Here is a 24,659-nt window from a genome sequence, read left to right on the forward strand (position 1 = left end):
ATAAAAATATTGATGTTTCAATATTCATGGATGTGACTGATGTTTTATTGTTACAATTCTCTTCTCCGAGTCTTTTAACTTAATAAATAATTTTTCCCTGCTCATAAAAGATATTTGTAGTAAATGATCATATTCTGTAGGAATAAACATCTCAATTTTGTTATTTTAGATGCATTGAGTTCATCGTTTGATGTCATATATTCCTAATGATCAATTTTTCAAAAGACTCAAATTCAAAATTATTTGTCATGGTACCTAATACGATTACCCTGTATTAGGGTTCTATTCAACCTTGAACCACATCCCCACGCGCCCAGACTGTTACTAACTATCATGACAGATTCCTCGATATTAAACACTAATTTGCATAATCTAATCAAAGAATTCGTAATGCAATTGGATGTTATAGAATCCTACCAGTTTATTATCAATTCTCTAACAATAGCGGGGAATTAAAAGTGCTATGATGTTTAAACAATAATTCTATACATACAATAAAACATTTTAGTCCTGTTCAATCTCAGGTTTCATGTAATGTCTGGCAAATACAAAAAAATAGCTGTAGTGACTGGAAGCTCGACAGGCATAGGCCTTGAGACATCTTTGGCACTTGCTCGAAGTGGTTTTCTAACTTGTGCAACCATGAGGGATTTAAAAAAGTCAATTGATATAGAAGAGATAGCTAGGAAAGAAAATATTCCAATAAGCCTATTTGAAATGAATGTTGATGATATTAATTCGGTAGATAAAGCAATAACAAAAATAGTAAATGAATATGGTCGAATTGATATCCTAGTTAATAATGCTGGCTATGGCTTGTTTGGAGCATTGGAGGACTTTACAATGGAGGAGATTAAAAAGCAATTTGAGACTAATGTTTTTGGTGTTATGAGAGTAACTCGAAAAGTTCTTCCAACCATGAGGCAACAAAAAAGTGGTATAATAATCAACGTTAGTTCTATGTCGGGATTGGCGGGAATACCTTCTCAATCTGTTTATTCTGCTACAAAGTTTGCCGTAGAGGGAATGAGTGAGGCTTTATCTTACGAATTAGAACCTTTTGGGATCAAAATGATACTAATTGAGCCTGGAGTAATAAACACAGAATTTGTACAAGATTTAGTTTTGCCGTCAAATAAATATGGAGTGGATAAAAAAGGAATTCAGTATAATCCATTTGGCGATGATAATAAAGGTGCTTCGTTATCCTTTTACAATGAGACCATGCAAAGATTCTTGACATTTTACTTTAATGCAATGAGCAAAGCTCCTCATCCGCAGGTTGTTGCAGATGAAATAATCACTAGTATTGGAATCGTCTCAAATGAATCGAATACTTCTAGTCCTCTCTTAAGGATAACCGTTGGAAACGATTCAAAAAAATACTCGAGGCTTAAAAAAGAACTAACTGATAATGAATTTCATGCATTGTTAAAAAGTGATCTGTTAAAATAGATGAGAACTGCATTAGTTAGCATAATGAATTAAATACTTTTTATAACTTCTAATATTGAAACATCTTTTAAATTGTCACTTAATGCAGTTAACTGAAATTTGAATAATTTATAGTTCTGATCCATATAAGATCCATATAAGGAACTTTACCCGTCTTCTTTCGTTATACTGATTTAGTTATTGTTTATTGGCAACGAGAAGTTCGATAATCTTGTTTATCTTCTTTATATCAGCGCCATAAATTTTTTTAATATATTCAAGACCCAAGAGATGATCCTCTTCTGAAAAGGCTTGTACTCCATCCTCTGCTATTACGATTTTCAAACCTCTTGTAAAAGCGTCATATGATGTATGTTTTCCGCAAATATGTGTGTGTACTCCTGTAATTATTATCGAGTCAGCACCTTTTCCATCATATACTCTGGCTAAACACCTATCCAAGTTAGTTCGATCAAATGCACTGTACGTTCTTTTTGTAATTACTGTGTCATACTTTTGTGGTTTCAGTTCATCAATGATTTGTTGTCCGACTGTACCTTTCATTGCATGGGGTCCCCATAGCTCTAATTCATAACTATCAGTAGGCAGGTGTTCATCTACACAATAAAAAATGGGAATTTGATTATTCCTGGCTATATCTAACAAAGTGCGAATATTTGGAATTATTTCTAATGCCCTTTCACATTTTAAACTACCCTTAATAAAGTCATTTAACATGTCCAATACTAAAATTGCGTATCTAGCCAGGTTTTTCCCACAGTGATAATACTTTTGGTGTCAGATATTTTTCTTTCTAATACTAGTGATGTGCAGATCTTTGATGTTATCGGCTATACTTATTTTAATAAATCTTATCATTAATTAATATCAATGTGAATATTGAGGGGGATGAAATATGCTCCAAGAGCATTGTGAACCTCGACTTAATTTCAATCCCGTTAAATCCTTTACATCCCTTTTGTTATAACAAAATCCGTATTTCCATTAGAACCCTATTACCACTAAAAGCTTAATCTCCATGGCACAGTATTGCTGAGTAACAATAGAAATTGGAACGATGTCATAAAGAAAGAAGCAAGAGGCTTAAATGACGCCGACCTCGGCGAGGTTTAAGAAGTTAGACAAGATTTTGTTTACAAAAACTGGTATAGTCGATAAAGAAGTATAATCCATTCCAATGAATCTTGTAGAAAGTTACGATGGAAACAAATTGAGGTTTAGAGTTACTAAAGAAGAAGCCGAAAATCTTTATAAAACAAAAGACTAGATATCATAAGTCTATCAATCCATCTTTTTAAATTAACATATTTGCATTTGCTATCTACTTGGATTATTTTTTTGTCTAAACTTTAGATATGTATCTGTTTTATTAGATTATACAACATATCCTGAAGGTATATCGGAACCCTATTATCACTGGAAACAAGATTCCAACGATTGATAACTATTCTTAATTAATGGTATTGCTAGTGACCGTAGAAAGTATTTTTTCATGAATGATGAAAAAGAGGGGGACGGGTTCCTTCGTCGTCCATATATTATGTTAGTATGAAAGATAATTTAACTTTAGAAAATTTGAATAATTTTACTGATAATTACATGCTAATGTTTTCAAGAATGATTCCTATAAGCGGGTCATTATAAATACATCATATTGGTATATTAATCTAAAAACCCAATAATTGGCTCTGTTCAGTTAACAGGTTTTAATTCCTTATTATGATAGTCGACAAACAGGTTCAACCAGTTTTTTACATGTTTTAGGTTGCAGTTCTTTATTCTGCAGGGAAAGTAATCATCAAAATTCTCTGTCCTATCCTTTATGTATTGTATTGTTCTTTCAATCAAACTTTTTTCATAGGAGGAATGGAGATGGTGTTCTAATTTAAGGAATTGACAAGCCATGGGGTACCAAGTACCACCATCGTCTGTTGAAACTGGATGCTTTCCATAGTCTCTGATTATGTTTAACAGAAACCGTTCGGCAACAAACATGTTTCTCTCTTTAGAGATAGATAGTGCGAGAATTTCCTTACTTTTTGCATCTATTGCAACCCATAACCATGTGTATTCTGAACCTACCTTAAGCAATGTTTCATCTACAATGAATTCACATATTCGTCTTTGTTTTGTCTTGATAATCTTAGGTTGGTACTTTTGAATCCAGTTCCAGATAGTGACATGATTTCGTTTGATACAGTATGATAATCTTTCAGATGTTCTCCTAAGAGATAGCCCTGAAAAATACAAATACAAGCCCCGATAGACGTATTCCGGAGGCGTTTTATTTCTGGTAAACACATATGAAATAAGACGTCTTCAAGCTATAGGTTTTTCTTAACTGAACAGAGCCCAATAATTGGTTGATCTTCTTATAGTTTTTTGATTCAAAATATATACAAAGTGAATACTTTCCATAGATGAAGGCAAAGAACTCGTACAGGATTCCTGTCCCTAGAGAAATGTTACAAAGGATTGATAGGCGTTCTTCTCCTGCACATACAGGTAAACTCCGTAATGCTATAGATTTTGTTGTTCCTAAAAATACACCTGTTCTCGCGGCAGCAGAAGGTGTAGTGACTTATATCAAAGATGATTCGAATGTTGGGGGACCCGATCCATCATACTGGTTTTATACTAATTTTATTACAATAAGGCATTCAAATGGAGAATATTCCAGATATGATCACCTTGATTATAAAAGTTCAAATGTCAAATTAAATCAAAAGGTTCGTGCAGGTGAAGTTATATCCAAAGTTGGTATGACGGGCTACACCTATATTCCGCATTTACATTTTCAGGTATTTCTATTCACAGGGTATAATATCTGGAGCGATTTTGAAACATTAGAGATTAAAAAATTTAGAAACATTTTGTAGTACTTGACATCGATATTTGCAAGACAAAGGAAATCCTTTGTTGTTTATCTCAGATCTTCGATCCCAGTGGGTTAAAGACTTTATTTTTAACTCCTGTTGTTTTTGCGTTGATAGCAACACTTGGTTTAGCAACAATGTTTGACCCTGTGTCTTCATTTGCCTTAACTCTTGATATAAAAACCAACGGTGACGATGATATTGATGACGATGGAACAAAACAACGAGGTGAAGCAGGGGGAATTTGTAAACAAGTCTCACCAGGACACATGACCTGTACTCCAATCCTGAAATACAATGGACACTGCGGTATTGAAGATCCCGATACCATGACTAGTTATGAGGTGGATTGTCCAAAATAAATTTTGACTGAAGATTTAGTCTTTTCTGATGAAATCTAATATCCTATCCATCTTTCCTTGATTTAGAATAATCATTACACTCAAATTATGAGTTCTAATATCATTTTGAGGAACATATATTTGAGTAGTTCTGACCTTAATCTTACACCACATGTAATAGAATCCTATTACCACAAGGAACTTAATCTCAGTGCCCAAATTGTGTGATTCCTTGTATGGTGATAATATGATTAGACATGACGGAGATGACCTTATGTTGTTTAGTTGAATATATCCCAGTACATGTTATCATTAATATACTAAAGTTGATTCATTTGGCCATTTAACATTATAGACAAGACATGAGGGTGGGCAAAAAAGTAAGTTTAAAGAGGTAAATATAATTCTCATTGAATACATATAAAAGTGAATTGTTTTCTAATACATGTGAGTTCGATAAATAACCGGGATATCGAAATTCATCCAAACAAGACCATTATTTCGTTATATGAGTCTAATATTCCAGTTGAAACGATTGCATTGCAGTTAGACTTGAGCATAAAAGAGGTTAATGACGCTATAGGTAAATATCAAGATTTAAACAAGGTTAAGGAAGAATCAGTTCTGCAGGCATCAAAAGTACCCAAATTAGGCATGTTGTTACTAGATACTGTTTTTGATATCGAATCTGCGATTAAAGATGCTCAAAAAAGAACATGGTATAATATTAAGGTGAAATCTGAATTCAATATTTCCCAGGAAAAGACACAAGAACTCTTGGAAAGCTTTATTGGTACAAATGTTATATTGGTAATATTACATATAGATCTTGTAGGTTCTACCGACCTTTCAATGAATTTGCCTCTTAAGCGGCTTGTTCCAATAATACAGGCATTTACTCAAGAAATGTCTTTGGTGATAGAGGCTTACGGTGGCTATGTTTTAAAGTATGTTGGAGATGCAATTATGTGCTTCTTTTTTACAGAAAAAGATGATCTATATCTTCCCTGCACAAATGCTGTTGCCTGTGCCTATTCGATGATAACTATAATTCAAGAAGGGATGAACACTATTTTAGAATCAAATGGTTATGCAGAACTGGGTGTAAGAATAGGTATTGATATAGGAGAAAACGCAATAGTCCAATATGGTTTGAGACCGGAGACAGTAACTATTACTGGAGACGTTACTGGTATCAACATAATTCAAAATAGCGAGAAAGGTGACTATAAAGTGAATCAAGATAATAATATTAGAAAGAATAAAGGCATTACAGTTCATAAAAAACCATACTTAGATATTCTAGGGTATACAATAAATATCGCTTCGAAAATGACAAATTTTGCAAAACCAAACCAAATAATCATAGGAGAGGAGGTTTATGAAAACCTTGACATCCAAAACAAAGAAAAGTTCAAAAAACTAAATATTAAAAGCATTGAGTGGAATTATGTAAATAACACTACTGGAAATACATATGAACTATATGTAAATAATAGTGCTCAAAGGTAATTTTTAGTATTCACAGTGTTGAATACATATGTTACTATGTTTGATAAAAAAACATATCCTAGTTAATTCAAAACCACTATATAATTCTCTTGAGTTTATATATTAAAATCATCATATATATTAGAATCCAACTGCTATTCACCTTAATCCCCACGCGCCCAAACTAAATGATATCGAACATAGTAACAGGACGATCAATCAACGAATGTAGAGATAAAATTTGGACTGGCTCAATTAAGTTCAAAGTTCTCAAAAAACCCAAGGTAATCTCAGGGTCCTTTACTGCGTTAAACTATTGCTTTTCTTATTCGCCGGCACGATTGTCTAAAGTCCCATTTTGAGATAGTTGTAGCATTGGTCCAAATGTTTCTCCTGCATCATCGCTTATTCTCATCACGGGTTCATCAGCCGTATTGTTTCTTTCCCACCATGTGACTACCACTCTATTATCCTCTGAATCAATTATTACATCCACTGAGTTTGAGTCAGTTGTGTTGCTAAGGTTAATTTTGTTCCCAAATGTTGCACCTCCATCAGTAGATGCTCTAAACATTACTTCTTCATTGTTGTTTGCCGTTTTATTTGTCCACCATGCAACATAGATATTTTCTCCGCTGATTGCAGGTGGTGCGTTTCGGCCGTCGGCACCATTACCCACGAAAATAGCAAATGATGATTGAATAGGTGTCAGTGCTACTGAGGAAGTTGTTGCCAATACTAGAGAGATAATTATTCCTACGGGAAGAATATGGGTATTCATATTTTATTCATTCTTGTTTTTTAGAGGTATTATATAAGGAATCTGGTAATGGGTTTTATCTACCATATTTGTAAAAATTACAATATAATGGATTAGACTATTATAGAATTAGTAATTCAGAATGGTTAGTAGTAGTAGCTTATACGAGGTAAATTTTGATTGATGAACTTCTTTTTAGATATAGATTATTCATCAATGGATTACCAAATGAATAAAGTATCCTATGATTAGACATGGACTTTTTCTTAACCAGTTTGCCATAATTGCTGTGATTCAGAGATTTTCTGCTTTTATGATGAAGCTTAAAGTTTCACTTCTGTTGTAGGGTGAAATAATGCTTAGATTCTATTCAACATGGATCCGTATCCCCACACCCCCAAACTAAATGATATTGTCATAGGGTGACATAAATAAAAACTGCAAATCTACTTGTCGTTACCCAATTATGAAACATTAATCAAAATACTATCTAATATCAATTGCTAAGTCTGAAGAAATTGTGAGGAGAGTTTGAAATATTGACTTTAAGAATAATTGTTAAGGTGACCCGAAACATCAACAATATGAACTATGCTCAAGTAGCTGCAAGCAAACATCATGAGTGTGAAATCAAATGCCATAAGAAGAAGACATCATTTACATAAATTGTTGGCACTTACAAAATAAACAATGATGATCATAAAACCTTGGGCCGTTGGGTTCGTATCTGTGCTCTTTCTTAGAATGATTACAATTTTTGCATGTCAGCAATTGAAAATTATCAATGGTACTCACAAGTTATCATATACATGAAACATTATTAATGATTACCAATCAAAGCAATGGATATATATACAAGTTCAAAAGAACTGACGAGGTAGCAAGCCTATAATCATAGAAAGCTCGTTTCAAATCCTCACTTGCTTCTTAACTATATTAAGTTTAGGAATGGTTTTGATAGTGATATGCAGCAATCAAACTTGAAATTCTGTTTTAAGAATATACTCTCATTGTGATTGTATTAGCAGATGTGGAATTTGGCAATTGGATATGACTAGCTGAAATTTATAGTATAAAAAACAATATCAATTATGACAAATATCAATCCAATTCCACATGGTTTTCATTCAGTAACTCCGTATATAATAGCCTCAGACGCATCCAAACTGATAGACTTTCTAAAACAAGCATTTGATGCAAAAGAAATTGATAGATTTGAAACAGAAAACTCAATTATGCATGCTATAGTTCAAATCGGTGACTCTAAAATCATGATATCTGATTCCAACGAAAATATGAAACCAATGCCTTGTTTTTTATATCTGTATGTTGAGAACGTAGATGAGACTTACAAAAATGCACTATTGGCCGGTGCCACTTCAATGAGAGAACCCACCGATGAATTTTATGGAGACAGAGGTGCGGGAGTTTTAGATTCTGCAGGCAATAACTGGTATATCGCAACTCACAAGAAAGACGTTTCAAGGGAAGAACTCAAAAGGTTGGCAGAAGAACAGATGAAGAAAATCCAAAATAAGGATTAAATATTGAAAATCAAATTAGTTCCTTCATAGATTGCATAACTTTTGATAAATATTTTTTATCGATTCATGTCCTGGACTATTTCAATCTATTTTTACATGACTACTTACTCCAAATTGGTATTGTTATACTCTTGGTGTAATGTGTGTCCACTTAGTTAGGTACAAATAAATTAGAACTCTATTACTCACTAGGAACTTAATCCCCACGCGCCAAGACTGTTACTAATAGAGGAATATAATCTACTATAGATGAAGCACAATTATGCTTAATCAGTTAAAAGAATGCATTTCCTGGTAGATATTATCAAACCCCGGTAGTTTCTGATTTCTTTGACTAATTCTAAAGCTGCTAAAATAAAAAGCGAAATATTGTACCAGGAGTCAATTTATTCAGGGTTGTCATAATCATAAAAAGGAAGAATCCAAGATGATCGAGTCATAACAGGATTGACTGAAAGCAGAGATTTCATAAATTTGAGATTTAAAAAAGAAAACAGGGGAGAACCGATTCAATCTATTGTAAATGATATAGATTCATCGTAATAACTTAGCAAAGGAGAGGAGTGTGAATAAAATAATCTATACCAATTATTTGCAGCTGCCGTGTGACCAACCTACTTCATATCCTTTACCGTAGTCGCCTGAATACGTTGATTTTCCTAGGCATTTATCATGATCAAACCAACCGTCTTTACAACCCTGAATCCAATCACTAGATTTTCCCTTCTGGGCGGCACAAGAAAATGATGCAGCATCTGCATTTTGAATTATTATCAAAGGAGTTAGTGCCATCGATGCGACTGTTATGACAATAGATAATAAACTGACTTTAGTATCCATTACCGTTGATATAGTAATCTGCTATAAAAATATTGAGAGATATTTTTATTAAATGATCATAAAACCCATGAAAAGAGAATCAGAACTTAGAAAATGTATTGATTAAATCTGTTATATTGCAATATCATCTTCTAACACTGAATAATCCTTTTGAAATCTGATAGTAGTATATTTTCAAATTAATAATAAATAACAAATTTTAAGAAACTCTGATCACATCAGTTAAAGATTTAGCCAATCTAACAATCGATAAGAATCACTAAATATCAATAACTATCCTTGTCTATCTTACAATATCTATTTAATAGGAACTCCTGCTGACTTGTACTTTAATGTATGCTGGTTTATACCGTAAGACCAGATCATGATAATACTATAGGAAATATCTCTATTACTAGCTCAACGGGGGTTCATCAATCTATACAAATCCAATTAAAGTTCTGAAATTAAAATATAGTTACATTGGAACTCTACTACCACGGGGAGACTTAATCCCCACGCGCCAAGACATAATGTTCTTGTATATAGTAATGAGTGTATAATTGGCTGGGGTTTGAACTTTCAAAACGATCATGTTTATATTGCTTCTTATTTGTCTGTCTAAGTGGATACGCAAAGTTGTGCCTTTCATTATTTTTCAGTCTTTGTAAGTTATCGCACTACATTGTTAATTCGATATTATATAGAAAAATCATATCTCTTTGTCATTTGTAGTAATTATTTCAAAATAAAATATCAAGGTATGAAACTCTTAGGAAATAATATAAACCTTTTAATAAGACAAACGCCATAGAGATTGTGATTAATATGCAATGAACACCAATAGTATGCAAAAGCGATGTAGATATGTATCAACAGCAACAACAAATTCAAGGCCATGGTCATGCAGACAGAAAGACAATGGGTATAGTGATAGCAATAACTGCGACTTTTATAATTGGGGGTTATCTCTTGGTAAATATACCACTACCTAATGTGAGTATGGGTTCTATTTTCAATCCATTGCCCGTTTACAAAAACGGTTTAGGAGCTGTTAACGGATATGTAATTGGCTCGCCTGAAGTACCAATTCTTGGAACAATCATGGTTGCAGCTGAGCAAAGCGGCAAATTTCAGACTGTAAGCATAGGTCTAGAACCTGATGGGAAATACGTTTTTCAAGATTTGAAGCCAGGAGTATATATATTGATTGCTTTTTTCCCTGATGGTGAGTATAGAGTGACGAATAACATAAAAGTTGAACCAAACTCGGTGCAGACACTAATTTTCAAATATTAATTTTTTTCTTAGATTTATCTTTAAAGACCAATGGGTTCATTCATATACACAGGAGATCGGAATTATTTTGAAGCATATGGACTACTGAGAGATTTAAGATATACCGGGTTTTTTATAACTATTGCTATTGAATCACAATAAACATAAATAATGTAAACTAGTAGAATTATCATGAAGATTCCAATCACAACTTCAATTTCCATATTGTTGGTATTGGTACATCACCACGTGCCATGGCTTTTGACTCTTTAGAAACAACTAATGAAGATTTTTTTGATTTAAGAGAAGCGACCATGGATGCTACAGATTCTGAACAAATAAGTGCTTTTCTCAAGACCCATGGTCATATTCCAAAAGATGGTAGTGGCGGTGCATTTGGATATGGTATATTAACGACACAACAATTGAGTGCCATTATGGTTAGTACAACATACGCAGGTGTATTAGATAGCGAAGACCAAAGAAATGCTAATGATCCAAGATGGCATAATCACTATGTATCATTGGCAGATATTCCGGGTGATCCATGTGAATCTGATCCAGCAGTAACTTCGATAACATTCCAATCTCCAGGTGAAGTTATTGTAAATAAGAATAAGGCAGTAATGTCAAACCTTCCAGCCAAATTTACAGGAACTAACGCATTAACTGGTGCACCACTCACACTAAATCCTGGAACTAATGTTCAAAATGTAGTTTCGTTTGTTCTCGAGCCGATCTTCGACGACGAGGATGAACTAGTAGCTGTTTGTGTTAAAGACATTCGACCAGCTGACAAGGTAATAAAGAACTAAATCCTCTATTTTTTTGTATCTTAATATCTTGAAGTTTGTTTACACAGATACTTCTTAATTAGCGTCAAGTATTCAATTTTGGTAAAATGACTTGTATAATTCAATGACTCTTAATATTGCAAGGATTTGTGAACTATGATTCTATTCAACCTTGAACCGTATACCCACAAGCCATTTGTTTGTTGATTTTCCTATATTTGGATATTGACCAGCAACTATTTAGTCACTTTTACTTTTACTTTCACTACAAAATCATTACGAAGCAGTAGGGAGATCCATCCAAATGGGGATTGTAAATTTTACTTAATTGCATCATTATATTACAATTTTAATTCTACCTTTTTAGTTTGCTGTGATCCCATGTTGCATAAAACTTTGGAGTCACCTCCAACAAGATGGCATCTCCCCTTCTGATACTATCTATGATAGTCTGTGACATTGGATGTGTAATACTTCCAAGATATTTGACTACAATCTTTTCAATTATGGGCAGGTTATAGTCAACATCATCAGATATCCTTACTATTCCCTTACCGCGGACTCCTCTGTAAGGTATTCTGTCATCGTCTATACAATAGTATATGATATTATTTCTTATTAGGTTTTGAGTTTTCTTAGATTCTCTTCCACTTTCTATGTAGATCTTATTGTTATTGTTATCAAAATAATACCATACAGGATGTATGTTGGGTTCTCCCTTTTGATCTAAAGTTGAAATGTGAACATTCTTGTTGCTGTTGACCAAGAAATCTCTAACTTCGTCTTCTGTCATTGAACCGCCAAATTCTGGTTCACTTGCATCGAGGATCTTCACAGTGATATCTCCCCTTGAATTATATCAGTAATGATAAACCGATTACCCCATTTTGTCTTGTGTATATTATTTGTCATAAAATAATGTTACCTTGTAATATTTCTATTTTTTATGTTCTAACAGAGATCTTATATCTGCAACGAGTCTAATTGAACTTATCTTACTATCATCATTGACTTGAAACCACCCACATACAAAGATCGTCACGGGTGGCTCGCGATAATTCATTTCAAAGAGAAGGCCGACATCGCTGTTATCTTCAAACTCCTTTTTGATCTCAAATGGTGGTAGGTTCGCATTTTCTAGATATTTTACATATGGTTCAGCTTGGCTAAATTTAGTTAGTTCAACAGGTCCAGGTGCTATGACCGATATATTATCGCTTACGTGACTTCTAACAGTTTTAAAGTCTCTTCGCTCCAGAGCATCTACGAACTCCATAACGATTTCCTTGGCACTTTTTGTTGAATCTTTATCTTTTTGCATGACAAACGTCATACCGTACATAGGATTAAAAGATATAAAAATACCGGACTTTACATATGTAAATCTTGGATTTTATGGATGTTTGCATCAGTATGGATATCATATTGGAATCAAATTTTCATTCGTATGATTGGAAAAACATGTACATCAGACGGTACTTTTGACTATAAACTGGCGAAACTAGGATTCTGAGTAGTTGGATCTTTTTAGGACTTTGAATCTCATCATCATGGGGAACTTAATTTCCACGGAACTGTACTGCTACTAATAAATAGTCCCAGCAAATTTATCACCTGTATTAAAATTTTTTCTATGAATTTGCCTTTTTATTATAAATTTTATAATTTATTAATTCATACTTAAAAAAGTCAGTATACATTGAATACAAAAGTATATAATATGTTCATCAAAATTGTATAATATTGGCAAAGAGAATAAAACTCGAAGTCGTTATCCCATTCATGAAAAAGAATAAAGGGAAAATACAGCCATTGTTAAGATAATATGGTATATTCACTAAAACCATAATTGTTTCAACTGGTTAAATATGTCTTGACTTTTTATCAAAGTAGTTCTTAATATAGTATAAAAAGCAATATTATGTATGTCAGAAGTAAGAAAAAACCTTGGGTCACAATACGAGAATATAATTGATTGGCTCAAAAAGGATCCAATCTGTAATGTAGATGAAACAATAGATGATGATAATGCAGTTTCTATTGTTAATACCAGTTATTTTGAAGATTTTAAAATTGGAGTTTACGTTTATAAAAATGATCTTGGAAGAGTTGAAATTATATCTAGTCCTCGCCTATTAACTCAAGAGGGTAAAACTTTACAGAATGTTGAAGACAAAATAGTAAATGATTTTCAGACCCAATTGACCAAGGATCTGTTAAAAGTAGGAGTGTTCTGTTCATTGCAAACTAACAAAGAGGGTAACTCCATTGGACTGACCATTATATACCCTTTGTTCTCTGATAATTTGACACGAGAATTATTTATGAATGCTGTTCATGCAGTTGCTAGAGCATGTCTAATAACCGCTATAGAATTCGATAAATTTACGCTAGATTATCAATAACTGAATAAGGCCACCTGATTCTATTCAACCTCAAATCATGTCCCCACGCACCAAAACCCTTGTTACTATATGTGGTTATAATAGTGCGAACAAAATGGAGATGGGGTCACATTTGTGATTGCTCTACCTAAAGAGAATATAGTTTTAGATACTGTTGCAAAAATGAGGACGAATAATGACTGATCATACTATTTTACTGTATCACTGGTGATAATTTCTCATCACTAGAATGAATCTGTCTTATTCATGACTGAGTATCTTATATATACCAGCAGAAAATAATCCGACATACTTTTATTGGTTGGACTCGATCTAGTTTAGCTTAGTGTGAGAAAGCATGAATACTTATTATAATGTTGATGTTGATGTTGGATATGTTAAGTTCACATACAATAAAATAGTAAAAACTGAACCTATAAGCAAAAATATGTATATTCATTTGGATAAAAACGACAAGCCCGTCGGAGTAGAGGTTGTAGGCGTGAAAAATAATGTGAGACACGATAACGTGGAGAGAAAAATTGAGAATAGTTTTTCTGATTTGGAATCTGACAAATTCAAAAAATCTTTGAAAATGAGTGGCATGGTCAAGTAAATGATGTTTGGACTAAAGAAGCACTAATGCTAACTGGTAGACATGGTTTAGATATTGCAATGTAAGACTGTAAAATATACCCAATTGTGGTGGGCCAAATTTTGGGTTAGTGACTACTACAAATCACTAAATCTTCCAGTCAGATAATCAGACATTTGAACTATGAAACATGATAAAACATAAATTTAAAGGATCAAATAATTACAATAGTTCAGATGTGTTTGCAATAGTAGTATTAGCTTTATCTTTATCTTTAGGTGTAGTAGTAACAGTATCAAATGAAACTCTATATTTTGTGAACGCTCAACAACAAAATATTACAAAAACAGGTACTTTTAACCATACACAAACTGATATATCAGGTAATCCGGACTGGATAAATACGGGTAATTGGTCGTTAACAGAGTCTCCAACCTTAGTGCTTGCCTTTGATGCAGTTATAGATATGGTCAAACCAGATGGATCGGAAGCTCATGAACATGTGGTTAGAGATCTAGTGATCCCTTATGCTCCCATTGATCTAACTAATTCGACCATTATAAAAGGAACAACTACAATTACAATGAATGATGGTGGATTATTTTATTCTAAAGTGCCTGCGACCATTACATTGAATGAAAAGAATATTTCTGTATATTTTGATCCAGCGAAAATCGGTACTCATTTTGGAAATCAATCGATTACAGGTTCCGTGACGTGATATACATATGATCATAATATTGATCCAATTTTACTAATACACTCGAGATCTGTTTCTTGAATGAGCTAACCCATTTACTAATTTTGTTTTTAATTCTAGATACTTTTCCTCAGTCGTAGAATTTTGGAAGCGAACCTGAACCTGAACCTAACCCTTTTCATTTTCTATAAGTCTTGATTGAATTTAGCAAGTCTTATAGTAGAACTCTATTACCTCAAGGAACTTAATCCCCAAGCTTTCCAACCAAACGATCTCTTATTAGGTAATATTATCATGAGGCGGATAAGTTGTCACTAAATTTTTATTTACTTTTCATTCTGAGCAACGAATTAACTCAATAATAGTTTGTGTGTATTTTCTTTGGTTATATGTATTTTAAATATTTGATCATCTTTTAGGAGAAATACCTGATCATGGGAATCAAACATCTCTATAATTTCTGATGAGGATGCATTAAAAAGATTGGTCATCTCATAGGCACAAAATACGAGACCCTCCAGCCTATTCTTATCGTATTGCTTTTCAAGTGAAACCGCTTCAGGAATTGATGAAGATGCAATATCGTTGATGAGAAAATCTACCAACAAGATCTCTTTACTGTTAGACTTTTGCCAAATATTTTGCAATATGTCTTTAATATGTTTCATCTTATCTTTCTGAGATTGTTTGTACTGCAATATTGTTCCATCGAACCAATGTAGGCCTTCTAGGACTTTTGTGATTGAAGTATTTGAAGAGCGAACAAAACATTTAAACCAGTCTTCTTTTTGAGTCATCTTATCTAGTGACTTCATCAGACGTTGCATAGATTCTTCGTTATCATAGAGAAGCAGGTGATGTCTTTTTGGTATTTCATCTTGTTTTTTTAGCCATTGGTCCACGGCGTCTTTGACTATGGAATTGATAGAGACACCCTTCTTTTTTGATTGATTGCCCAATTGTGAATGGATCTCGTCGTCAAAGCCACGGATTATTAAATTGCGTGTCACAGTTTTATTATATACATCATTCCATTTAAGTGATATCACGATATCAGTAATAGAAAACTATATATAATTTGATATCGTGATATCAAATTATGAGTCAAATAAATATAGAAAACAATAGAGAAAAATCATTGAATTCAAAATCAGAGAATGTTTGGAAACTGGGCGATTATAGTAGTATATCTACCATGCTACCTCCTATTTCTGATCATTTGGTGAGGCTAGTTGATGTGCAATCCGGAGAATCTGTTCTTGATGTGGCTTGTGGTAATGGTAACACTACAATTACCGCGAGAAGAAAGGGCGCGAACGTAACTGGAATTGATATCACATCTGAACTATTGGAGCGGGCTGCAGAGGAAGAAAAAATAGCGTTACTAGATAGTATAGTATGGAAGGAAGGAGATGCCCAGAATCTGCCATTTGAGGATGAATCCTTTGATGTAGTGCTTTCAAGCTTTGGACACATGTTCGCACCTCAACCTGACCTTGCCAGTAAAGAAATGATTCGTGTAACAAAGAAAGGTGGGAGGATAGCATTTGCAACTTGGCCACCCGAATTGGCTATTGGGTCTATATTTAGAGTCAATGGTAAATATTTGCCAAAAAAGCCTGATGCACCGCCCTCACCAATACTTTGGGGAAATCCTGAAGTTGTAAAAGAGAGATTAAATGGGGTTTCAGAAATCTACTTTGAAAGGGGAACAACATTATTTCCCATTCTCAGTCCTGGTCACTTTTGGAATTTTATGAGTACAAACTATGGTCCTTTGCTCAAAACAATTGAGGTTTTAAAGAATCAAGATAGTGTTGAACAAATCAATTCGTTTAGAGATGATTTCTTACGTGCCATAGAACCATATGTGGTAGAAAATAATATACGACTGGGTTATCTTTTGACAGTAGCAAGAAAATAAAAATGACAGAGGTGGTAAATAATACAAAAATATACACGTTTCAGTAATTTATCGTCGATCACAAAATAATTTATTTTGAATTCAAATGTTTTTTGCCTGTTCCATTGGTTCTAATGCTTGGATTCTATCCAATCTTGAATCGTATCCCACGCGCCCAAACTAACTGATCGCTAATATGGAAATGACCTTATAATTCACTGGGGTTTGAATCCATTTGCAAATATTAGTGTCAATCCAATAGCAAATTGTATTTTAACTCGAACTCATTCATTATGAAGTAACTCCACAAATCCATTTATTCCTTTTCGAGTATGCAATGGCCATTATGGCGGGGACTGTCTCTGGTCAACATGATATGTTCTTGTAGTATTGCTCAGGTAGATCTTGCCTGAAAATATTTCTCTACTATCATTGAAATTTGTATATAATTTACTTCTTCATTATTCTATTCGGTATTACTGTAGATGAAAGCAAACATTATCTAGTAATCTATGAAAATAGTATTAATTTATAAATTTAATTACAGAGTAGATCAATTATTAGTAACAAGCTGTATTTTTCTAAATTGCTGTCACATAGAATCTAAAGAGGTCCAATATCTTTTGAAATTCGTATGTGTCCTTTATTCCAATAAATATTGATAGTTTTAGACCAAGATATATATTTATAGAAGTACTTAATTATTCTTGCAATGAAAATAGGAAATAGCACCTTTATTTTATTATTTTCAGTATTTATGGTAATTTCGCCCATCGGAATACAGTTATCATTTTCTCAAAGTCAGGAGTTAACTGAGAAAAAAGTACAATCCCAAGACACAAATGTAGCAAAAAACTTTATTGTCAGTGATTCTCAAATATTGTTATTAGAGGGTGTAACATTACCTGAAGGAAATTATCTTCATCTTTATGACTCTTCTCCATATAGTCTTATAAAAGGTCATATTACTGCAAAAATTCCATGTAACGAGGACTTTACTACACCTATTGTTTTCCTCTTTGGGCCAGCAAATCCCGAACCTTTAGTAGGTTTAGCTTTATCTCCATTGAGTTCAGAAGCTGGAGACCTTTGTACATACTCGGGTGATATAGTAAACAATAAATCCACTTACCTTACGGATATTGCAATTTACAACAATTCTACCGATGATATTGTTTTTCCTCCCACATCCACCATACATATAAGAGTTAATGAGGTTTCTCCACAACTAAACATTACCTATCAATAAGACTTAATTTTTACTTTATTTAATTTATCGAACCCTTATAATTGGGATATTTCGTACTAAAGTGATATTTTGTATCCGATTATGATTTCTTGATATTTCAATAATAGACTACTGATTTTAGGTCCTTATTATTTCCAAAATCATACGACCAGGATGTATCATGGGATGCGAAGATTCCCATCAACCTTGAACCGTATCCCTAGGACCACAACTTATTGGATGTATTAGTCAGTCTACATTTGGGATATATATTGAATAATGGTTCTTGAATATTTTCTGTTAATGTTGAAAAATCGGATGTTTTTGATATCCAAATCCTTCAAGAAACCATCCCTCATATTGGGTGAATAATGTTGACCCGTGTAAAGAAAGACGCTTTTATATTTATTGTTTATTAGTTTTACAGGTTCCGATACCTCATCATTTTAGGTCTGTTTTCAACAACTAGTATCTTAAATCACTAAAAATATGTATATATTTAGAAGTATTGAACTTATTAAGCAGGTGTAATCCTATAAATAATTCCATTCGCATGTGATAATAAGTACAAAAATCCATCATCAGGTCCTGTTACTATATCTGTTATACTTCCAAAACCGCTGCCAAAAACAATGGATTCCTGTTCCTCTTCATTGTCCACGATCAAATCTGGAATGTTATCAAGAATGAATCCATTTCTGTTGGCGTTTAACTCAAAATAGTACAAATATCCATTATTGTAATCGCCTACGAACACATTATTGTAATAGCCCTCACCCAGACTAGTAGAGTTTAAAAATTCTATATCTGCGAGAGCTGGAGGGTCCAACCATGTCAGAACCGGATCGGCATAATAAGAACCTTCAAAGCTCACTAGATCTTCTTCGGTATTACCCGAAGATGAAATTGGACCCATTATTGTTTGCCAGCCACTATTGAATCCCGGTTCGACAATATTGATTTCATCATTAGAAGCAGGTCCATTTTCGGTATCCCAGATAGTTTTAGTAACTGGGTCGAAGGTCAATCCAAAAGAATTTCTAATGCCGTATGCAAAATATTTACTTAATGGATCATCTTGGTCAGTGGAGAATGGATTGTCTGGTGCTGGTACCCCGTCGGTGGTATTTATTCTAAATATAATTCCGGTATCATCGGGGTTAGGACCATCCTGAAAGTTTTGCAACATGCCATCATGATTCAAGTCTCCTATGACTCCATAAAGATAATCGTCAGGTCCGATCATTATTTTTCCACCGTCGTGGTTAGGTCCTGGTATTGCCGGAAGACTTAAAATTAGAGTTGGATTTTCTAGTGTTTGACCATTCCAGATATACTTGTAAACCATGTTCCTTAATTCGTCAGTATCTTGATCAGCTGCTGTATAATAAAGAAAAACATTCTTGGTGTCCATATTTTGATTTGAATTGTTATTAGTATTGGTATCTTCTTGTACAGCAATACCTAGCAGTCCTCTTTCACTTTGCGAATCAACGGGTAGCTCCAAAACTGGTTGAGGCTGTAATTGTCCATTTGAAACTAGTCTCACCAATCCATCCTTTTCTAAAACCAGTATATTATTACTATCCAAAAAGGCCATACTGGTAGGTAAATTTAAACCCTCAACAAATGTTTCCACATTCAAACTTTGATCATTGACTGACTGTGCCATGGCAAGAGGGAATTGATATTGAAAGAGTAGTGCGGTTGCCAGAACTAAAGTTAAAGATGTTGTAAAAAATCCATTTAATTTTTCCATATGCATGCCGGTATTATTATTGATTAAATCATTTCTAAATACCATGTTGTTTATTAGTATGCTCGATAGCATAAATAAGGCATATTTTTCATTAATCCAATTTATTGTGTGCCATCATTGTTATGATTATCAATAGTTAAAGGGATAGACTTGATTATATTATTGAGTGAAACAATTTTCTTTACAATTTTTTGTCCACCGGTTACTTTCTGTCCTGTATAATCATTTAGTTATTCAAAAATCAATATTTGATAGAAGAGAAACTTAGAGACAGGAAAGGTAGTTAGAATCCGAAATATGCAAGTAACCATTATTGAATTCTATTCCATCTTGAACCATATCTCAACTTCCACAGGCTATTACTAACAGAATATTTGCAGATTCATATTTATTAGAATTTGATGAACAAACAAACAATCATAAATCTCTTTGTTTAAATTCTGTATTAAAATTCTTAAAAATTAATTTAATAATTTTTGGGAGTTTGAATATCCTTGAGCCTAAAAAGAATTGCTATTCCCAAAAAAGAATATCCTAGACTGTAATAAAAATCGAAAAGATATTCATTACTTTCTATACTGGACAAATCATTGTACCCGAATGTTAAATCTGCCGCAAAAAAGAAAAATGCAAAAATAGAAATGAATACCCAATAAGTATGTTCCTTGTAAAGAGAAATGGATCTACCTCTAAAATAATACATAATAGCTACTACTATTATTAACAGATCGGCTATCGGATAAGTAAACAATAAAACTAAATCTTGAATAGCACCGCCATAATCAAATACATCAAATATGAATATTGAGATATACATGATATAGAAAACAATTAGAGAAAAAGTAACTATTGAACTAACTATGAATGAAAGCTCTACCTTGTACATCTTGTTTATCAAAATTAAAGATGATATGAACATAGCATAGCCTGATAAGTAAAATAAATCTGCTAGAGACGGATAGGCATCTATTTTTAGAATTCCATCATAGTATCCATATAGAAGTTCAGCAGTGACCCAGAGGACAACCGAGGTTAGAATAAATATTTGAGATCCGTCAATAAATTTTGAAGACGCTCTTGACTTTGTCAAATAAATCAGAATTAAAAAGCCGGCTATTCCAGATGATATGATATTCGGGATATTAAATTGAGGAAAAAGGTTGAAAAAATAAAATGAGAATGAAATTATCTCTGCAATAATAAAAAAGAACAATATAAACTTTAAAGATAAATTGACAATTAGGCTATAGTTCAAAGAATTGATGCTTATGATCTCATATATATTACTTTTAGAAATCATGAAATAAAACTGGTTTGATCACCTCTGTTCAAATATCGCTCGATTTTCGACTTCATCAAAACATAATCACCGAGATTGAAATTTTTAAATGCATCACTAGTTAACTGGTGACTAAAATCACCTTCCATATCCTTATGGAAAGTGACAAAGTACAAATAGGAATTAGAAAGAAATTCTATATAAAGCCACCACCAATAGCAGATAGATCAATAAAAAAATTTCTCGGGGTTATTTTATCTGGAAAAATACCGCCGAAACCCCGGTCTCCCTCTGCTGTATTCTTGCTAACGTTACCTCAGTTAAATATTTACAGATGGTCGACCATTGTAACAATGTAAATAAAAAAAGCACTTGATTTTATTTTATTGGCTTCTTGTAGGAATAGATTCGATCTTGAATCGCATTTCCACGCTCCCAAAGTAAATGAAACTGAGTATGGTAATAACAATCACGCATTGATCTAACCTATACCACGTTGGTTTTAGCCCTATGGTAATGCAAAGAGGAATTAGTGGATATTTAATTTGATGCAAGTACTTCTCACTATTGTATTCATAAAGTGGGTTAGTAAAAGATCATTTTTGTACGGTGAGAGTGCATTCTTTTGATTGCTCCAGATATATATAGCCAAGCCAATACAAGACTTTACTCCTATTTTCAATGCTGTTATGTCTTGGATGTCATGATTTACAAATCCGGATAATTCCAAGCTAAATTTCATAATTACTCCCGAAGATACTTCCACTCAATTAGGATCTTCATCCACATGTCCTATCGACGGTGGAATAAAGGTATACATATAAAATGTTAATTCATATAGTAACAATGTTATTATTCACAGGGAAACAAACCTTTAGATTTAGAATCTGACAAATTCAACGAGTTTGCCATTGACGAATATATAATAGAATTAAGGAATAGATTTGGAAAGTTTTAATAAAATAGGATAAGATATAATCTACTTAATAATTGTCGCATGGGTTACTTGGTACCAACTATGCATAAAGCTTCATTATCGATACTTATGGGTATTTGTTTGTCACTACTGTCAGTTATATCAGTTGTGTATTTAGATACCTCTTGAGTTATCATATTCCATATTTGTTCAGTACGCTCTTTGGATTGGTTATTCAATATGGTGTTGACAGGAGCTGCAATGTCTTGAGTGAACCTTGTAAAATCTTTTGCAGTATCAAATCGAAAAGTCACCTTGGCCTTTTCTATCTTGATATTTTTGAATCCTGCTTTTTTGAAAGCCTCGTAAAGTAATTCCGGGTCCGCTAAACCAAATGGTCCAGGAGAGCCGGGTGGAGGCAACGGTGCATTTGTTTCACGCCTAGCTATATTCATGGGGATAGATAGCTGTGGTACCTTATCGGGTATAGACCAAACGGCTGCAGCAAAGAGTCCGCCGTCTACTAATGATTTGTAAATATTTGTGAGCCCTAATTCCAAATTAGGTAGAAACATCAATCCCCATCTACAAAGAGCCGCATCAAATGTCGATGGCTGCAGAGATATTGTTTCTGCATCGCCTTCTTTAAATTCCATTATCTTATCAAGGTTTAGGGATCTGGCTCTTTCTTTTGCTATAGATAGCATTTGAGGTGACAAGTCCGTGGCCAACACATATCCTTCATTACCAACACGATTAGCTGCAGTAATAGCCGGCTCGCCTATACCTGTTGCGATATCTAATACCTTTGAATTGGGTTTTACAATTGCAAGTTCTATTAATTTATCACTTATAGTTTGAGCTCCATTTTCAAAAATCCTCCACCATTTTTGCCATCCAGAAGCTACACTATCCCAGCTTTGTCTTTGACTTTGTTTAATTTGATCCGATTGTGAATTAGACATGTGAATGTGTTCTAATACAAAGCAAATTTTATAGCCTTTGCTATTTGGTGATAATTCTTAGTGAATTTAGTTTGTTCTACTATCAACCCATTTTATATCCTGATCGTATTAGAACCCTACTGCCATTGGGAACTTGATCCCCGCGCGTCCAAACTATATGATATTATACATGGTAACAATACTATTATTTGCCGAGATTTTTTACTTTGTCACAATGCCTTGAATAATTGACGCTTGGTTCCATACCTTTTTGATGTTTTTCGCTATCACTTATGTAACGTTTTACAACCTAACTATGTTATAATATTATAGCAGTAGCAGATCATTTATTTCGGTTATATTAGTCAATAGTCATCATTTCGTTTTACACAAATCTGTCATTTTAAATCCTTCCTTTTAACCACTTATCAGACAGATCAAGTGAATTTTGTTTATGTTTATCACAATTATATATGGTAATTTTGAATCCATGCAATCTTATTGTCGTCGAACCTGTCGCCTGGTTTTTACATTCCATATATTGACACATTTCATTCTCGTAACTCATTTTAAGACTTCATCTCTAATAGGATCTAGTATAAACCCATGTTTTTTCTGTTTTGATAGAATTCTTTACATAAGAATTGATAGCCTTATTTACAAAACGATTATTTTTCTGTCTCGTATGAGGCCATTGTTGCTGATAATCAAATATCAAGACTTGGATACTGGAATAATTAAAACTTTGAACTATGTCAATGGGATAGTGTTGTGGAGCGATGACGAAGCCGGATTAATAGCGTTTGCAGACAATAGGATTACCGTTTGTATTGAGGACCATCCCTTTTCATTGGCTGTTACAATTGAATATATCAGTAGACCTGAAGATAAGGTGATTGTGAGGACACGCAAGTAATCAATACTTCCTTTCCTTCTTACTCCCTTGGGAAGCAATGTAGGAGATAATGCCAATACTGCAATGCCAATAGGAACATTTATCAAAAATACCCATGGCCAATCAAACCAGGCTGTAATGATACCTCCTAAAAATACCCCTACAGTTCCACCGGCAGGTGCAGCAGCTCCCCATATGCCCATTGCTTTATTCATTTCAGACTTGTTTGTTGAGAACAGATTCATTACTATGGATAGAGCTGAGGGTGCAATCAAAGCAGCCCCTAAACCCCTGTAAAATTCTAGCAGCTATGAGTATATCATTTGATATTGCTATCCCTGCCATCACAGATGCGCCAGTAATGATCAAAAATCCGATTGTAAATACTTTATGTTGTCCAACTATATCTGATAGTCTACCCCCAAGTAGTAATAGAGCACCAAAAGTAATTACATAAGCATTAAAAATCCATTGCAAGTTTGTTTGAGTTATTCCAAAATGATCTTGAATGGTAGGAAGAGCTACTCCAATGATGGATGTATCCAAGATTATTATAAATTGAGCTAATGATAAGAGGGTTAGTGCTTTCCATCTATTTGGATTTGATACTAATGTCGAGGTCTGTGAAGGAGAAGAAGGAGAAGGGGAAGTTGATGTCAAATGGCCGCCATCCTAAACATCAATGAGCTAACTTTTTT

General features: G+C 33.5%; 28 protein-coding genes. 14 read left to right on the forward strand and 14 right to left on the reverse strand.

What is annotated here, in order from left to right; translation table 11 throughout:
* Window positions 1–534: 534 nt before the first annotated feature.
* On the forward strand, window positions 535–1,455 hold the full coding sequence (locus ACMT7R_RS00370) for an SDR family oxidoreductase (RefSeq protein WP_415309456.1): 921 nt from the start codon (window positions 535–537) through the stop codon (window positions 1,453–1,455).
* Window positions 1,456–1,632: 177 nt separating this feature from the next.
* Here ACMT7R_RS00370 and ACMT7R_RS00375 read toward each other — a convergent pair whose 3' ends face one another.
* A complete protein-coding gene (locus ACMT7R_RS00375; RefSeq protein WP_415309457.1) occupies window positions 1,633–2,178 on the reverse strand; it encodes an isochorismatase family protein in 546 nt (181 codons plus the stop codon).
* A 969-nt stretch (window positions 2,179–3,147) separates the two neighbouring features.
* Window positions 3,148–3,756 (reverse strand): DDE-type integrase/transposase/recombinase, encoded by a 609-nt coding sequence (locus ACMT7R_RS00380; protein ID WP_415309458.1) that lies wholly within the window; start codon window positions 3,754–3,756, stop codon window positions 3,148–3,150.
* A gap of 119 nt (window positions 3,757–3,875) precedes the next feature.
* On the opposite strand from ACMT7R_RS00380, the gene ACMT7R_RS00385 reads away from it, so the two are divergent.
* Both ACMT7R_RS00385 and ACMT7R_RS00390 read left to right on the forward strand, forming a co-directional pair.
* Window positions 3,876–4,334, forward strand: a complete 459-nt coding sequence (locus ACMT7R_RS00385; RefSeq protein WP_415309459.1) for a M23 family metallopeptidase — start codon at window positions 3,876–3,878, stop codon at window positions 4,332–4,334.
* 107 nt (window positions 4,335–4,441) lie between these two features.
* Window positions 4,442–4,693, forward strand: a complete 252-nt coding sequence (locus tag ACMT7R_RS00390) for a hypothetical protein (protein ID WP_415309460.1) — start codon at window positions 4,442–4,444, stop codon at window positions 4,691–4,693.
* Between the two features lie 15 nt (window positions 4,694–4,708).
* On the opposite strand, the gene ACMT7R_RS00395 is transcribed toward ACMT7R_RS00390, so the two are convergent.
* Window positions 4,709–4,891: a hypothetical protein gene (locus ACMT7R_RS00395; RefSeq protein WP_415309461.1), complete on the reverse strand. Its 183-nt coding sequence runs from the start codon at window positions 4,889–4,891 to the stop codon at window positions 4,709–4,711.
* Between the two features lie 228 nt (window positions 4,892–5,119).
* Here ACMT7R_RS00395 and ACMT7R_RS00400 point away from each other — a divergent pair, with 228 nt between their 5' ends.
* Window positions 5,120–6,184, forward strand: a complete 1,065-nt coding sequence (locus tag ACMT7R_RS00400; RefSeq protein WP_415309462.1) for an adenylate/guanylate cyclase domain-containing protein — start codon at window positions 5,120–5,122, stop codon at window positions 6,182–6,184.
* A 304-nt stretch (window positions 6,185–6,488) separates the two neighbouring features.
* Here ACMT7R_RS00400 and ACMT7R_RS00405 read toward each other — a convergent pair whose 3' ends face one another.
* Window positions 6,489–6,944 (reverse strand): hypothetical protein, encoded by a 456-nt coding sequence (locus ACMT7R_RS00405; protein ID WP_415309463.1) that lies wholly within the window; start codon window positions 6,942–6,944, stop codon window positions 6,489–6,491.
* Window positions 6,945–7,462: 518 nt separating this feature from the next.
* Here ACMT7R_RS00405 and ACMT7R_RS00410 point away from each other — a divergent pair.
* On the forward strand, window positions 7,463–7,588 hold the full coding sequence (locus tag ACMT7R_RS00410; protein ID WP_415309437.1) for a hypothetical protein: 126 nt from the start codon (window positions 7,463–7,465) through the stop codon (window positions 7,586–7,588).
* Between the two features lie 426 nt (window positions 7,589–8,014).
* On the forward strand, window positions 8,015–8,467 hold the full coding sequence (locus ACMT7R_RS00415) for a VOC family protein (protein WP_415309464.1): 453 nt from the start codon (window positions 8,015–8,017) through the stop codon (window positions 8,465–8,467).
* Between the two features lie 588 nt (window positions 8,468–9,055).
* Here ACMT7R_RS00415 and ACMT7R_RS00420 read toward each other — a convergent pair.
* Window positions 9,056–9,307 carry a hypothetical protein gene (locus ACMT7R_RS00420; protein ID WP_415309465.1) on the reverse strand — a complete coding sequence of 84 codons (252 nt, stop codon included), beginning with the start codon at window positions 9,305–9,307 and terminating at the stop codon, window positions 9,056–9,058.
* An 846-nt stretch (window positions 9,308–10,153) separates the two neighbouring features.
* Here ACMT7R_RS00420 and ACMT7R_RS00425 point away from each other — a divergent pair.
* Both ACMT7R_RS00425 and ACMT7R_RS00430 read left to right on the forward strand, forming a co-directional pair.
* On the forward strand, window positions 10,154–10,585 hold the full coding sequence (locus ACMT7R_RS00425) for a hypothetical protein (RefSeq protein ID WP_415309466.1): 432 nt from the start codon (window positions 10,154–10,156) through the stop codon (window positions 10,583–10,585).
* Window positions 10,586–10,818: 233 nt separating this feature from the next.
* The gene (locus ACMT7R_RS00430; RefSeq protein ID WP_415309467.1) at window positions 10,819–11,379 is read left to right on the forward strand and encodes a hypothetical protein; all 561 of its coding nucleotides are present in this window, start codon (window positions 10,819–10,821) and stop codon (window positions 11,377–11,379) included.
* 334 nt (window positions 11,380–11,713) lie between these two features.
* On the opposite strand, the gene ACMT7R_RS00435 is transcribed toward ACMT7R_RS00430, so the two are convergent.
* Both ACMT7R_RS00435 and ACMT7R_RS00440 read right to left on the reverse strand, forming a co-directional pair.
* On the reverse strand, window positions 11,714–12,193 hold the full coding sequence (locus ACMT7R_RS00435; protein ID WP_415309468.1) for a pyridoxamine 5'-phosphate oxidase family protein: 480 nt from the start codon (window positions 12,191–12,193) through the stop codon (window positions 11,714–11,716).
* Between the two features lie 102 nt (window positions 12,194–12,295).
* Complete coding sequence (locus ACMT7R_RS00440) at window positions 12,296–12,679, reverse strand: nuclear transport factor 2 family protein (RefSeq protein WP_415309469.1); 384 nt, start codon at window positions 12,677–12,679, stop codon at window positions 12,296–12,298.
* A gap of 604 nt (window positions 12,680–13,283) precedes the next feature.
* On the opposite strand from ACMT7R_RS00440, the gene ACMT7R_RS00445 reads away from it, so the two are divergent.
* The 3 genes from ACMT7R_RS00445 (at window position 13,284) to ACMT7R_RS00455 (ending at window position 15,058) form a co-directional block, all read left to right on the forward strand.
* Entirely contained in the window at window positions 13,284–13,763 is a 480-nt protein-coding gene (locus ACMT7R_RS00445) for a DUF2299 family protein (protein ID WP_415309470.1), read from the forward strand.
* A gap of 337 nt (window positions 13,764–14,100) precedes the next feature.
* The gene (locus ACMT7R_RS00450; protein WP_415309471.1) at window positions 14,101–14,358 is read left to right on the forward strand and encodes a DUF2283 domain-containing protein; all 258 of its coding nucleotides are present in this window, start codon (window positions 14,101–14,103) and stop codon (window positions 14,356–14,358) included.
* Window positions 14,359–14,527: 169 nt separating this feature from the next.
* Window positions 14,528–15,058 carry a hypothetical protein gene (locus ACMT7R_RS00455; protein WP_415309472.1) on the forward strand — a complete coding sequence of 177 codons (531 nt, stop codon included), beginning with the start codon at window positions 14,528–14,530 and terminating at the stop codon, window positions 15,056–15,058.
* Between the two features lie 329 nt (window positions 15,059–15,387).
* Here the strand turns inward: ACMT7R_RS00455 and ACMT7R_RS00460 are convergent, their stop codons facing one another.
* Entirely contained in the window at window positions 15,388–16,047 is a 660-nt protein-coding gene (locus tag ACMT7R_RS00460) for a plasmid partition protein ParG (protein WP_415309473.1), read from the reverse strand.
* 89 nt (window positions 16,048–16,136) lie between these two features.
* Between ACMT7R_RS00460 and ACMT7R_RS00465 the strand changes: the two genes are divergently transcribed.
* Together ACMT7R_RS00465 and ACMT7R_RS00470 are read left to right on the forward strand one after the other, a co-directional pair.
* Entirely contained in the window at window positions 16,137–16,961 is an 825-nt protein-coding gene (locus ACMT7R_RS00465; RefSeq protein WP_415309474.1) for a class I SAM-dependent methyltransferase, read from the forward strand.
* Window positions 16,962–17,652: 691 nt separating this feature from the next.
* Window positions 17,653–18,189 carry a hypothetical protein gene (locus ACMT7R_RS00470; protein ID WP_415309475.1) on the forward strand — a complete coding sequence of 179 codons (537 nt, stop codon included), beginning with the start codon at window positions 17,653–17,655 and terminating at the stop codon, window positions 18,187–18,189.
* A gap of 496 nt (window positions 18,190–18,685) precedes the next feature.
* Here the strand turns inward: ACMT7R_RS00470 and ACMT7R_RS00475 are convergent, their stop codons facing one another.
* Both ACMT7R_RS00475 and ACMT7R_RS00480 read right to left on the reverse strand, forming a co-directional pair.
* On the reverse strand, window positions 18,686–19,972 hold the full coding sequence (locus tag ACMT7R_RS00475) for a PQQ-dependent sugar dehydrogenase (protein WP_415309476.1): 1,287 nt from the start codon (window positions 19,970–19,972) through the stop codon (window positions 18,686–18,688).
* 421 nt (window positions 19,973–20,393) lie between these two features.
* Window positions 20,394–21,017 carry a hypothetical protein gene (locus ACMT7R_RS00480; protein WP_415309477.1) on the reverse strand — a complete coding sequence of 208 codons (624 nt, stop codon included), beginning with the start codon at window positions 21,015–21,017 and terminating at the stop codon, window positions 20,394–20,396.
* 317 nt (window positions 21,018–21,334) lie between these two features.
* Between ACMT7R_RS00480 and ACMT7R_RS00485 the strand changes: the two genes are divergently transcribed.
* Window positions 21,335–21,565 (forward strand): hypothetical protein, encoded by a 231-nt coding sequence (locus tag ACMT7R_RS00485; protein ID WP_415309478.1) that lies wholly within the window; start codon window positions 21,335–21,337, stop codon window positions 21,563–21,565.
* A gap of 170 nt (window positions 21,566–21,735) precedes the next feature.
* Here ACMT7R_RS00485 and ACMT7R_RS00490 read toward each other — a convergent pair whose 3' ends face one another.
* The 4 genes from ACMT7R_RS00490 to ACMT7R_RS00505 all read right to left on the reverse strand — a co-directional run bounded on the left by ACMT7R_RS00490 (window position 21,736) and on the right by ACMT7R_RS00505 (window position 24,621).
* Window positions 21,736–21,972, reverse strand: coding sequence for a hypothetical protein (locus ACMT7R_RS00490; RefSeq protein WP_415309479.1), 237 nt, complete (start codon window positions 21,970–21,972; stop codon window positions 21,736–21,738).
* Between the two features lie 236 nt (window positions 21,973–22,208).
* Window positions 22,209–23,087 carry a class I SAM-dependent methyltransferase gene (locus ACMT7R_RS00495; protein WP_415309480.1) on the reverse strand — a complete coding sequence of 293 codons (879 nt, stop codon included), beginning with the start codon at window positions 23,085–23,087 and terminating at the stop codon, window positions 22,209–22,211.
* A gap of 729 nt (window positions 23,088–23,816) precedes the next feature.
* Window positions 23,817–24,206: an MFS transporter gene (locus tag ACMT7R_RS00500; protein ID WP_415309481.1), complete on the reverse strand. Its 390-nt coding sequence runs from the start codon at window positions 24,204–24,206 to the stop codon at window positions 23,817–23,819.
* Entirely contained in the window at window positions 24,178–24,621 is a 444-nt protein-coding gene (locus ACMT7R_RS00505; protein ID WP_415309482.1) for an MFS transporter, read from the reverse strand. The genes ACMT7R_RS00500 and ACMT7R_RS00505 overlap by 29 nt, the downstream gene beginning before the upstream one ends.
* Between the last annotated feature and the right edge of the window lie 38 nt (window positions 24,622–24,659).

This window comes from Candidatus Nitrosocosmicus sp. FF01, assembly GCF_047711275.1.
GTDB lineage: Archaea > Thermoproteota > Nitrososphaeria > Nitrososphaerales > Nitrososphaeraceae > Nitrosocosmicus.